At 30.2% G+C, this 12,830-nt stretch carries 10 protein-coding genes; 6 read left to right on the top strand and 4 right to left on the bottom strand.

Going from position 1 to position 12,830, the window contains the following annotated elements:
* Positions 1-46: 46 nt before the first annotated feature.
* Complete coding sequence (locus AC2D6T_RS03395) at positions 47-922, bottom strand: TIGR01777 family oxidoreductase (RefSeq protein WP_484680452.1); 876 nt, start codon at positions 920-922, stop codon at positions 47-49.
* A 240-nt stretch (positions 923-1,162) separates the two neighbouring features.
* Between AC2D6T_RS03395 and AC2D6T_RS03390 the strand changes: the two genes are divergently transcribed.
* Both AC2D6T_RS03390 and AC2D6T_RS03385 read left to right on the top strand, forming a co-directional pair.
* Positions 1,163-2,287 (top strand): vWA domain-containing protein, encoded by a 1,125-nt coding sequence (locus AC2D6T_RS03390; RefSeq protein WP_298948645.1) that lies wholly within the window; start codon positions 1,163-1,165, stop codon positions 2,285-2,287.
* A gap of 10 nt (positions 2,288-2,297) precedes the next feature.
* Entirely contained in the window at positions 2,298-3,764 is a 1,467-nt protein-coding gene (locus tag AC2D6T_RS03385; RefSeq protein ID WP_484680519.1) for a MoxR family ATPase, read from the top strand.
* A 217-nt stretch (positions 3,765-3,981) separates the two neighbouring features.
* Here the strand turns inward: AC2D6T_RS03385 and AC2D6T_RS03380 are convergent, their stop codons facing one another.
* Entirely contained in the window at positions 3,982-5,307 is a 1,326-nt protein-coding gene (locus AC2D6T_RS03380) for a M28 family peptidase (protein ID WP_484680451.1), read from the bottom strand.
* A gap of 387 nt (positions 5,308-5,694) precedes the next feature.
* Between AC2D6T_RS03380 and yaaA the strand changes: the two genes are divergently transcribed.
* On the top strand, positions 5,695-6,453 hold the full coding sequence (gene yaaA, locus AC2D6T_RS03375; RefSeq protein ID WP_484680450.1) for a peroxide stress protein YaaA: 759 nt from the start codon (positions 5,695-5,697) through the stop codon (positions 6,451-6,453).
* On the opposite strand, the gene AC2D6T_RS03370 is transcribed toward yaaA, so the two are convergent.
* Positions 6,443-7,336 (bottom strand): Brp/Blh family beta-carotene 15,15'-dioxygenase, encoded by an 894-nt coding sequence (locus tag AC2D6T_RS03370; protein WP_484680449.1) that lies wholly within the window; start codon positions 7,334-7,336, stop codon positions 6,443-6,445. The genes yaaA and AC2D6T_RS03370 overlap by 11 nt on opposite strands.
* Before the next feature lie 90 nt (positions 7,337-7,426).
* Between AC2D6T_RS03370 and AC2D6T_RS03365 the strand changes: the two genes are divergently transcribed.
* A complete protein-coding gene (locus tag AC2D6T_RS03365; RefSeq protein ID WP_298948636.1) occupies positions 7,427-8,143 on the top strand; it encodes a bacteriorhodopsin-like in 717 nt (238 codons plus the stop codon).
* 57 nt (positions 8,144-8,200) lie between these two features.
* On the opposite strand, the gene AC2D6T_RS03360 is transcribed toward AC2D6T_RS03365, so the two are convergent.
* Positions 8,201-9,625, bottom strand: coding sequence for an L-serine ammonia-lyase (locus AC2D6T_RS03360; protein WP_484680448.1), 1,425 nt, complete (start codon positions 9,623-9,625; stop codon positions 8,201-8,203).
* 608 nt (positions 9,626-10,233) lie between these two features.
* Here AC2D6T_RS03360 and dnaK point away from each other — a divergent pair.
* Both dnaK and AC2D6T_RS03350 read left to right on the top strand, forming a co-directional pair.
* Entirely contained in the window at positions 10,234-12,132 is a 1,899-nt protein-coding gene (dnaK, locus tag AC2D6T_RS03355; RefSeq protein WP_484680447.1) for a molecular chaperone DnaK, read from the top strand.
* Positions 12,133-12,231: 99 nt separating this feature from the next.
* Complete coding sequence (locus AC2D6T_RS03350) at positions 12,232-12,762, top strand: hypothetical protein (RefSeq protein ID WP_484680446.1); 531 nt, start codon at positions 12,232-12,234, stop codon at positions 12,760-12,762.
* Positions 12,763-12,830 lie beyond the last annotated feature (68 nt).

Here is a 12,830-nt window from a genome sequence, read left to right as displayed (position 1 = left end):
AGAAAAGTAAGTTTTAAAAATACTTTTCAGACACCCATTTTTCTATTTATAAGTTATTTAGTGCCTCTTTAAGTTCTTTGTATTGAAAATTAAATCCTTTTTCTGCTATTTTTTCTGACGACAACCTACTACCCTCTAAAAGTATGATAGCCAATTCACCAAAAATTAATTTTAACAAAAAGCCAGGAACATTAATTGCTAAAAACGGTCTTTTTATAGCTTTTGCTAAGGTTTTAGAAAAAGTTTTACTAGTATGAAACTCTGGTGACACAGCATTGTAAACACCAGTAAAATCTTCTTCTACAGCCTTTATATACAAACCACATAAATCATCTATATGTATCCAAGCCATATATTGTTTGCCAGAACCTAAAGGAGCAACAATTGGGGTTTTCATTTGATCTAAAGCTCCTCCTTTTTTAGAAAGAACCACACCTGTTCTTAAAATTGTTACTGGGATGTTTAATTTTTCAAATTGATGTGCCGCTTGTTCCCACTTTTGACAAACTTCACCTAAATAATCATCACCTGCATTGTCTGTTTCCTTATAAATTTTATCGGTGGTTTTTGCACCGTAATAATTACTTCCAGAAGAAGAAATAAATCCTTTTAAGGTAATTTTTTGTGCTTTTATTTTCTTGAAAATTAGATTTGCTGTATCTACTCTACTATCGATAATTACTTTTTTTCTTGCATCTGTCCACCGTTTATCTGCAATACCTGCACCTGCTAAATGTATTACATACTCTATATCAGTCAATGCTTTTTCATCAATATAATTATTAGAAATATCCCATTTAAATTCATTTTTACCTTCTGGGGTTCTGCTTAAAATTCTTACCTCATGATTATTTTTAGTAAGCAATTCAGTTAACCTAGACCCTACCAAACCTGTACCTCCTGTAATTAATATTTTTGCCATATTGTAAAGATAAAAAAGAACCATTGAATAAATTGTGGTTCTGATAAAGATTATTTATTTGTTTATTTAACTTCTTTTAAAATATCTTAAAATACTTAACACTTAAAAAATAACTAATATTATCTAAGTTTAAAATTAATAAGAATCTAGTATTATATTATAGGAATAAACAATCCTGAAATATATTAAAGCAATGTTAATTATTTTTAACGCTTTAGATAAAGCCGTATTTTTATAGTGATGAAAAATAATAAGAAAAGAACTGGTTTTGTATTTAAACCTTATGAGGCTAAAAACAAATCGCCTTTTGAAAAACTTTTTGAAATTTTTAAAGAATTAATTACACATACTGCTGGCGATTTTGATGAAGCCATAGAATGGTTGCGTTCTTTAGACAAAGAGTACAAATTAACAGACGAAAATTATACCATTGATGATTTTATTGAGGACCTAAAAAAGAAAGGTTACATTAAAGAAGAAATTGAAGGAGATGGAATTGCAGGCACAAAAATAACAGCCAAAACAGAACGTGCAATTAGACAACAAGCTTTAAATCAAATTTTTGGTAAAATTAAAAGAAGTGGTACTGGTAATCATAAAAGTAAATCTCCCGGCAATGGAGATGAGCATACAGGAGATTTTAGAGCTTATCAATTTGGAGATAATCTCGATAAAGTTTCAATAACTGAGAGCATCAGAAATGCACAAATTAATAATGGAATTGGAGATTTTACATTATCTGAAAATGATTTAGTAGTAGAAGAAACACTTCATAAAGCTCAAATGAGCACTGTTTTAATGATCGATATAAGCCACTCTATGATTTTGTATGGAGAAGACAGAATTACACCCGCTAAAAAAGTAGCTATGGCATTGGCTGAATTGATAACAACTCGTTATCCAAAGGACACCTTAGATATTTTAGTATTTGGTAATGATGCTTGGACCATCAAAATTAAAGATTTACCTTATTTACAAGTAGGCCCTTACCATACAAATACCGTGGCTGGATTAAACTTAGCTATGGATTTATTGCGTAGAAAAAGAAATACCAACAAACAAATTTTTATGATTACAGATGGTAAACCAAGTTGCTTAAAAATGCCTGACGGACAATATTATAAAAACAGTAACGGTTTGGATAAATACATTGTAAATAAATGTTATGGGATGGCACAACAAGCCAGAAAATTACACATTCCTATTACCACATTTATGATTGCCCAAGACCCTTATTTAATGCAATTTATAAAGGCATTTACACAAGCTAACCAAGGAAAAGCATTTTATACAGGCTTAAAAGGTTTAGGAGAAATGATTTTTGAAGATTATGAAACCAATAGAAAAAAAAGAATTAGAGGATAATAAATTAAAGATGAATTTAGAAAACATAAAAACACTAGGAGAGTTAAAGAAATCAGGGTATCAATCAAAATCTATTAAAGACGAATTGCGCGAAAATCTTATCAGTAAAATGATGAGTAAAGAAACCGTTTTTAAAGGTGTACATGGATATGAAAACACTGTAATTCCTGAGTTAGAAAGAGCTATTTTAAGCAAACACAATATCAATTTATTAGGTTTACGTGGGCAAGCAAAAACACGTTTGGCTAGACTAATGGTAAATTTATTAGACGAATATATTCCTGTTGTAGCAGGTTCAGAAATTAATGATGACCCTGTGAAACCAATCTCTAGATTTGCTATAGAAATCATTAAAGAAAAAGGAGATGATACACCTATTTTTTGGTTACACAGAAGCGAACGTTTTGCAGAAAAACTAGCAACACCAGATGTTACTGTAGCAGACATAATTGGTGATGTAGACCCAATAAAAGCAGCCAATTTAAAATTGAGTTATGCAGATGACAGAGTTATTCATTATGGAATGATTCCAAGAGCCAATAGATGCATTTTTGTAATTAATGAGTTACCCGATTTACAAGCTAGAATTCAGGTAGCTTTATTTAATATTTTACAAGAAGGTGATATTCAGATTCGTGGTTTTAAATTAAGATTGCCTTTAGATATGCAATTTGTATTTACAGCAAATCCAGAAGATTATACCAATAGAGGTAGTATAGTAACACCTTTAAAAGACAGAATCGGTTCGCAAATTTTAACACATTATCCAGAAGATATAGAAACTGCAAAAACCATTACACAACAAGAAGCTAACAAAGCAAATGCACAAAAAGACTTTATCGAAGTACCCGAATTGGCTAAAGATTTGTTAGAACAAATTGTTTTTGAAGCTAGAGAAAGTGAATATATTGATGCAAAAAGCGGTGTAAGTGCACGTTTAAGTATCTCTGCATTTGAAAATCTTTTAAGTACAGCAGAAAGACGTGCCTTAATTTCTGGAGATGAACATACTGTGATTCGTTTAAGCGATTTTGACGGAATTATACCAGCCATTACCGGTAAAGTAGAATTAGTGTATGAAGGTGAGCAAGAAGGCGCTCACATTGTTGCAGAAAATTTAATTAGAAAAGCTATTAAAACTTTATTTCCAGATTATTTCCCAGAAATTAAAAAACTAGAAAAACAAGGTGAAGAAACTGTTTACGACGGTATTGTTTCTTGGTTTTTTAATACAGAAGAAGACTTTGAACTGTTAGAAGAATACACCGAACAACAGTACAAAAATGCCTTAGATAAAATAAAACCTTTAAACGACTTTTTAAAAGAACATCAACCCAATATGAATGATGCTGATACTTATTTTATGAAAGAATTTGTGCTCTGGGCTTTGGTAGAGTTTAGTAAATTAAGCAAACAAAGATTTACAGAAGGCACACAATTTAAAGACCCTTATGGTAGTTTCATTAGTGGATTATAAGTTAAAAAACGAAAAAATAAAAACCTCAAAATTTATTTTGAGGTTTTTTAAAATAAACAATTTTTAACTTTTTAGCTTTTTTATCCTCAATCTTTAAGGGTGAGCTTGATAATGTTGCTTTTTTACAATTACAAAAACGGAGTTTTTGATACTTTACAACTTAAGTAACTTGACTTTTCTTGTTTTTCTCGAAAGAAAACACACAATCAATAAATTTTTATCTCCAAATTTTATTGGGAAACATAACCATGCTTTCATGTCCATTTTCTCCAACTGAAGCAACACCAAAGAAAAAATTATCTATTACAATACCTTCTAGAGCGAACTCAGTAGTTTCTACATATCTAGAATTATCCCAAGTTGGTGATGTTGTGTCTCTCCAATAAATTTTATAACCTTTTGCCCCTTCTACTTTACTCCATTTTAATCTTACATTTGCTTCTACAATACCTCCAATAGCAACTTCTTTAGGTGCAGCTGGTGCCCAAGCTAAACTTGCTAAATTTATGGCGTTTACTGCTGTTAATTTTTTAGCATACGGAAAGTTTACATGCTCAAAAGTATCACCATATTTTATACCATTTTCGGTTCTAATATCTTGGTGTTGTTGTGTATAGTTTTCATGAGCCTCCATAATTCTAATACCTGCAAAACCTAAATCGTTAAAAGGCCTGTGGTGCCCACCTCTACCAAACCTATCCAACCTATAAATCATCATCGGATTCATTTCTGGCATATATGTTTTGGTTGTTTTATGCACATATCTTGCTAATTGTCTTGAAATACCATCAACTTCACCACCGTAAAATCTACGCATTCTTCTTTGTCTTTCTGTTTCGTTTGCAGGAACTGGTTCACTAAAAATCCTAAAAGAACGATTGTCTATAACACCATCTACACCTTCAATGTTTCCAATCATATCATTATTTAAAATTCCAATAATATCCCATCCTTTTTCTTTAGCGTATTTTGCTAATCCTGCACCACCAAAAAGACCTTGTTCTTCACCCGAAAGACCTACATAAATAATACTACTTTCAAATTTATATTTACTTAAAACTCTTGCTGCTTCAATAGTACCCGCCATACCAGATGCATTATCATTGGCTCCTGGTGCATCTTTTGTAAAGTTAGAACCATCACTATTTCTAGAGTCTATATCTCCACTCATAATAATATATCTATTTGGATATTTGGTTCCTTTTTGTATTGCAACAACATTTACAACATAAGCATCATGAGGTACTCTTTTACTCATTTCTGTAGTTACCAAATCTTTTTGATAAAAGACATTAATACAGTTGTTACAATCACTAGAAATCTTATCAAATTCAGACTTTATCCAACTTCTTGCAGCACCAATACCTCTTGTATTAGAAATGGTATCAGAAAAAGTGTTTCTGGTGCCAAATTCTGTAAGCGTTTTTACATCTGCTTTAAGTCTATCTACTGAGACAGCATTAATAATATCGTAAATTTTACTGTCTGTTTGAGTAAAACTAACATTTGAAATTAATAAAATTAAAAAAGTAATTTTTTTCATTGGTTTAAATTTTAGAGACTAAAATACAAAAGAAAAAAGAGAATAGTTGTTATGCAACCATTCTATTTTTATATTTAACAAGAGATTAAACCTGTTACTCTTTACCTAAACTCTTTGTTAGTTTAAATCCTACTAATAATGATACACTTCTGAATAAGAAAATTTATTTACTTAAAATTCTACCAAAAAACTAGCTATGCCAATTAGATAGTTTATTTTTTGATTCTTAATCTTTAAATTTAAGAGCTGTTAATATTTTTACCCCTGTACTCTATAAATTTTATAGATGCATTTATCAATAGAAAATACGGTCTTTGTTTGACAATTATTTCAATCCTTAGTATTTTTACCTAGAAAATTTTAACAATAAAAAGTTATACATCTATAATGAAAATCATTATCTCACCTGCAAAATCTTTAGATTTCGAAAGCAAAGTACCTACAACTTTGCATACACAACCTCGTTTTTTAAAAGAATCTCAAAAATTAAATAAAAAACTAAAAACACTATCTAAAAACAAGCTTTCTAGTTTAATGTCTATTTCTGATGATTTAGCAGCTTTAAATTATGATAGAAATCAAAATTGGAAAATACCATTTACAAAAAAAAATGCGAAACAAGCTATTTACGCATTTACAGGCGCTGTTTTTCAAGGAATTGATGTAAACTCTTTACATGAAGATAAAATTCCTTTTTTACAAGACAAATTAAGAATTTTATCGGGTTTATATGGTTTATTAAAGCCTTTAGATTTAATACAACCTTATAGATTAGAAATGGGCACAAAAATAGAAGTAGGCAAAAAAGATAATTTATACCAATTTTGGGATGATGCTTTGGCAAAATCTTTAAATGAAGAACTAAAAGAAGACGAATTACTAATTAATTTAGCAAGTACAGAATACTTTAAAGCATTGCCTAAAAAAGTTTTAAAAGTGCCAATGATAACACCTGTATTTAAAGATTTTAAAAACGGACAATACAAAACCATTATGACCTATGCTAAAATGGCACGTGGTTATATGGTTAGATATATTGTAGAAAACAATATAGAAACCATAGAAGACTTAAAAGGATTTAATATAGAAGGTTACGGTTTTTCTGAAGAAATGTCTTCTGGTAATAATTTGGTTTTTACCCGTTAGTCTTCATAGAAGACATTACCCACATGTGTGGTGCTGTAACCGCAAACAATACAGCAAATAAGCTAGAAGAAAAAAGCTTTAACGACGGTGTTAAAAAGTAAAGTAATAAAATACCTACTGCACTAATTACCCAAAACAAAAGAGCCTTTTTAATAAATTTTAGAATTGTTTGCTTATTTACCTCTCCAGATAAAAATAAAACTTGATGTAGTATAGATGGTAGTGAATGCCAGAGAATAAAATAAATAGCAAAGCCAAAAATCAAAGAGGTAGTTTTAAAAACCAAAAAAAGAAACATTAAATAAAATAATTCTTTCATAATTGTTTTTGAAGAAATTTGTTTCTTGAAATAAAAGTAGATACTCATTAGTAAAAACAAAAGCCCACTAATAAGTAAAATTAACTTTACAAGGAAAGGACTAAAAGAAACACCAACTAAATCTATCATTATTTCTTTTAGCTGTATTTCCGAATTATAAAAAAGCATTGCAAATACAATTAAGCCATAAACAAAAAAATAAAAGTAGCTTTCAATACTATTTTGTTTTATTTTTTCTGAAAAATGTTCCTCTCCAAAATGAAAAGCACTAATTATAATAAAGATAATTATTGCTAAAAAAGAGTTCAAAAAGAACAATAAAACACATAAACCAATCATAAATAGATAGATAAGTAAATTTTTATTAACATTTTTATTTGATGCAAAATTTCTCTTAGAAAGAATTAATAAGTCATTGGCTCCGTGAAGTATACCTATTGTTATCACTAGGAAAAACGCAAATGAATCCTCTACAATTTCTCCGAATTGTATCCCAAACCAGAACAGTAAAAATGTAAAAAATATCATAAAATTTTGATAATGTGTAAAAATTTCATCTCTCATATTACAAATATATCATTTTTATATTGTAAATTTGTTATGTCTTTATTAAAAAAGATTAAACAAAATTAATACTAACTTAATTATTTTATTATGAATTTCACAAGTTTTTTAGCTGTTTCTAAAATGGCCCCAGACGATTATGTAGGTTTTACATTTTTTGTAGGATGTATGGCTATGATGGCTGCATCAGCATTTTTCTTTTTATCAATGAACAGTTTTGATAAAAAATGGAGAACCTCCATTCTAGTTTCTGGTTTAATTACATTTATTGCCGCTGTTCACTACCTTTACATGAGAGATTATTGGGCTGCTAATGCAGAATCACCAACTTTCTTTAGATATGTAGACTGGATTCTTACTGTACCATTAATGTGTGTTGAATTCTACTTGATATTAAAAGTAGCTGGTGCTAAAAAATCATTAATGTGGAGAATGATATTATTTTCTGTGATAATGTTGGTAACTGGTTATGTAGGAGAAGTAATTGACAGACCAAATGCTTGGTTATGGGGATTAATTTCTGGAGCTGCCTATTTTGCAATTGCTTACGATATCTGGTTAGGAAGTGCGAAAAAATTAGCTGTAGAAGCTGGTGGATCAGTATTAAAAGCTCACAAAGCGCTATGTTGGTTTGTTTTAGTAGGATGGGTTATCTATCCTATTGGATACATGGCAGGAACACCTGGATGGTATGAAGGTATTTTTGGTGGTTTAAATCTTGACGTTGTTTACAACATTGGAGATGCAATTAACAAAATTGGTTTCGGGTTAGTAATCTATTCTTTAGCTACTGAAAACTCAAAATAATAATCGTTCAAACGACAATCAAAACCCAAAAACGTATAGTTTTTGGGTTTTTTTATATTAACAATCTGCCATTCTAACTGTAACTGCCAAACCACCTTCAGAAGTTTCTTTGTAATTTTTATTCATGTCTTTTGCAGTTTCCCACATTGTATCAATTACTGTATCTAAAGGCACTTTTACATCTTTGGGATCGGTTTCTAAAGCCATTTCTGCAGCGTTAATTGCTTTTATAGCTCCCATGGCATTTCTTTCTATACAAGGTATTTGCACCAAACCACCAATAGGATCACAAGTTAAACCTAAGTGATGTTCCATCGCTATTTCTGCTGCTACTAAACATTGTGCTACTGTACCACCTAACAATTCAGTTAAAGCAGCTGCAGCCATAGCAGAAGAAACACCAATTTCTGCTTGACAACCACCCATTGCTGCAGAAATGGTGGCGTTTTTCTTAAAAATGCTACCAATTTCGCCTGCAGTTAATAAGAATTTTTTAATATGTTCAAAATCTGCAGTATGATTTTCAATCACCAAATAGTACATTAAAACTGCAGGAATTACACCTGCACTTCCATTTGTTGGAGCTGTTACAACTCTTCCTAAAGAGGCATTTACTTCATTAACAGAAAGGGCAAAACAACTTACCCATTTTAAAATTTCTCTAAATTTCACTTCTGTATTTCTTATAGCAGCTGTCCATTGTTGAGGATTATTATAAACACCATCTTTTATTAATTTTTGATGCGTTTCGTAAGCACGCCTTTTCACATTTAAACCTCCTGGAAGCTTCCCTTCTGTATGACAACCTATGTACATACATTCTAACATGGTCTCCCAAATTCTACACAATTCTTTGTCTATAAATTCTGCTGAATTTAATTCGAGCTCGTTTAACAAAACAATTTCAGAAATGGTTTTATGTTTTTGCTTACAATACTCTTCTAACTGAATGGCTTTATTTATAGGGAAAGGAAAATTCTTTTTATCAATGTTTAATTCTTGTTCTAAATGGTCGTTTTCTTGAACAATAAATCCACCTCCAATAGAAAAATACGTTTGATTAGAAATTTCTTCACCTTTTAAAAAACCCCTAAAAGTAAGACCATTTGGATGAAAAGGTAAAAACTCTCTATTAAAAATAATTGAATTTTTATAAAAAGGGATGGTTTTACCTCCTTTAAAAATAATTTCTTCTTGGGTATTAATTCTATCAACAATTATAAAAATATCTTCTATAGGTATATATTCTGGATCTGCCTCACTTAAACCTAATAAAATAGATAGATCTGTAGCATGTCCTTTTCCTGTTAAAGAAAGTGAACCATATAAATCTACCTTTATTTCATCAATCAAATCAAATTTATTATTTGCTCTAATTTTAGAAATATAGGCTTGTGCGGCTCTCCAAGGACCTAAAGTGTGCGAGCTTGATGGCCCCACACCAATTTTTAGCATATCAAAAACACTTATAAATTGCGACATTGTTAAAATTAATCAATTTATTTAATGTAAATGTAAAAAATACAACTAAATAAGCTTTATTTTTTTACATAATTCAATAATACCTTATTATTTCATTCTGTAAACTGACTTTTTTCAAATTTTTCAATTAGCATATCGAAAGTTATAGTACTATATTTTATTTTCAGACTTTTCAATTCTTTCTAAAACCTCTTCAATACCTTTGTCAAATTCTTTAGCTTTAAAACAAGAAACAGTTTCTATAACTGCCTTAAAGATTAATGCCTCTAAAACTTTGGTTTCAGCAGTTAATAATTAGATATTAGAACGCAGGTTTTTACTTTCCATAAATTGCTTATTTAAAACCACTTTTTCGTTAATTATCTGCATAAAGTTTTAAACTTTTAAAATCAATCAAAATATTATTTAAACTTAAGTAGTAATTTCAATAGATAAATTTAAAATATTGTTATTTCTTTAAATAAATTAGACGAAAATATGTCAAGATGTCACATAATTTTTCATTAAAAAATAAAAAAACTGACAATTTTCTATAAAAAAGTAGATGGCACACACTTTGACTATTTGTAAACGTAAAATTGAATTAAAAAATTATTAAAATAAATATTATGAGTAAAATAATTGGAATCGATTTAGGTACAACCAACTCTTGTGTTTCTGTAATGGAAGGTAACGAGCCAGTGGTAATACCTAATGCTGAAGGAAAAAGAACAACACCATCTATAGTTGCATTTGTAGAAGGTGGAGAACGTAAAATTGGAGACCCTGCCAAAAGACAAGCGGTAACAAACCCAACAAAAACGATATACTCTATTAAACGTTTTATGGGTAATAAGTTTTCTGAATCTTCTAAAGAAGTAAAAAGAGTTCCTTATAAAGTAGTAAAAGGTGATAATGATACACCAAGAGTAGATATAGACGGTCGTTTATATACACCACAAGAAGTTTCTGCAATGGTGTTACAGAAAATGAAAAAAACTGCTGAGGATTACTTAGGTTCAGATGTTGCTGAAGCTGTAATTACAGTTCCTGCATATTTTAATGATGCACAAAGACAAGCTACAAAAGAAGCCGGAGAAATTGCTGGTTTAAAAGTTAGAAGAATCATAAACGAACCAACTGCAGCTGCTTTAGCTTACGGTTTAGATAAGTCTAATGATGATAAAAAAATTGTTGTTTTTGATTTTGGTGGTGGTACACATGATGTTTCTATCTTAGAATTAGGAGATGGTGTATTTGAAGTATTAGCTACTGATGGTGATACACATTTAGGTGGAGATGATGTTGATGAAAAAATAATCAACTGGTTAGCAGAAGAGTTTAAAGCTGATGAAAACATGGATTTAAGAGAAGATCCAATGGCTTTACAACGTTTAAAAGAAGCTGCCGAAAAAGCTAAAATTGAATTATCTTCTTCTTCTACTACAGAAATTAACTTGCCCTATGTAACTGCAACTGCAAGCGGACCAAAACACTTGGTAAGAACTTTGTCTAAATCAAAATTTGAGCAATTAATTGATGATTTAGTAAAAAGAACCATACAGCCTTGTGAAACTGCTTTAAAAAATGCAGATTTATCTAAGTCTGATATTGATGAAATAGTTTTAGTTGGTGGATCTACAAGAATACCTGCTGTACAAGAAGCTGTAGAAAAATTCTTTGGAAAAACACCAAGTAAAGGTGTAAATCCAGATGAAGTTGTTGCTTTAGGTGCTGCAATACAAGGAGGTGTTTTAACCGGTGATGTAAAAGACGTTCTTTTATTAGACGTTACACCATTATCATTAGGTATTGAAACAATGGGTAATGTATTCACAAAATTAATTGATGCAAATACAACAATCCCAACAAAAAAATCACAAGTATTTTCAACAGCAGTAGACAATCAACCTTCTGTAGACATCCATGTATTACAAGGTGAAAGAGCAATGGCTGCTGACAATAAAACAATTGGACGTTTCCAATTAACAGATATTCCACCAGCACAAAGAGGTGTACCACAAATTGAAGTAACCTTTGATATTGATGCAAACGGAATTATTAAAGTTTCTGCAGTAGATAAAGCTACAGGAAAATCTCAAGATATTCGTATAGAAGCATCTTCTGGTTTATCTGAAGAAGAAATCGAAAAAATGAAGCAAGAAGCAGAAGCAAATGCAGATGCTGATAAGGTTGCAAAAGAAACTGCTGAAAAAGTAAATGGTGCAGATTCTATGATTTTCCAAACAGAAAATCAATTAAAGGAGTTTGGTGATAAATTATCAGCAGATAAAAAAGAACCTATTGAAGCTGCTTTAACAGAATTAAAAGCTGCTCATGAATCTAAAGACTTAGCACAAATAGATTCTGCTATGGAAAAGATAAATGAAGCTTGGAAAGCTGCCTCAGAAGAAATGTATGCTGCACAAGGTGGTGCAGATGCCGGTGCACAACAAGCACAACCAGAAGCTGGTAATGCAGATGAAGGTGATAATGTAGAGGATGTAGATTTCGAGGAAGTAAAATAAGTCCAATCTCTGAACCTAGTTCAGAATCTATATAAATTGAAAACGCAATCATTAATTTGGTTGCGTTTTTTTATGACTTTTAACTATTTTTACCAAAAAATGTTTTTGAAAACTTACAACCAAACCAACTTTTTTAAACATACTTTTTGCGAGTTTCAACAAGTTGATGATTTTCAATTTCTAGAAAACACCTATTACAAAAGTAAATCTAACAGCATCTATTTTTATACAGAGAAAGGCGTGTATAGAAAATCGAATCATTGGGGGCGTGTTGCCAATTGTAGGTGGAGATTGATATCAAGTAAGAATTATAAAAACCAGCAATTTGTAATTGGTTTTGCAAAATGGGCAGACTTCTACCCTATCAATTCATCAGAAAAAATATTTTTCATTAAAGTTGATTTTGAAGCTAAAAAAACCACAATACAGCCAACAAAAGAAGAAACTAATCATTATTTATTTACATATACCGAAGCTCAAAAAAGAATAAAACAAATAAATCATTTACTTAAAGATGATAAATGGGCAAATTATTTTGACTTAAAAATTGAAGAATTACGCTTTAATATTATTACTGAATTCATAAATTCGGATATATCACTTCAGGAAATTAAAAGTAAGTTTAATTAAAACCTAATCAATACAACACGATATAAATCTTTGAAATCTGTTTTATTTTTCGCTATTAATAAATTCCT

The organism is Polaribacter sp. YIW18 (assembly GCF_057219325.1).
This window is presented reverse-complemented; position numbering and strand designations above follow the sequence as displayed.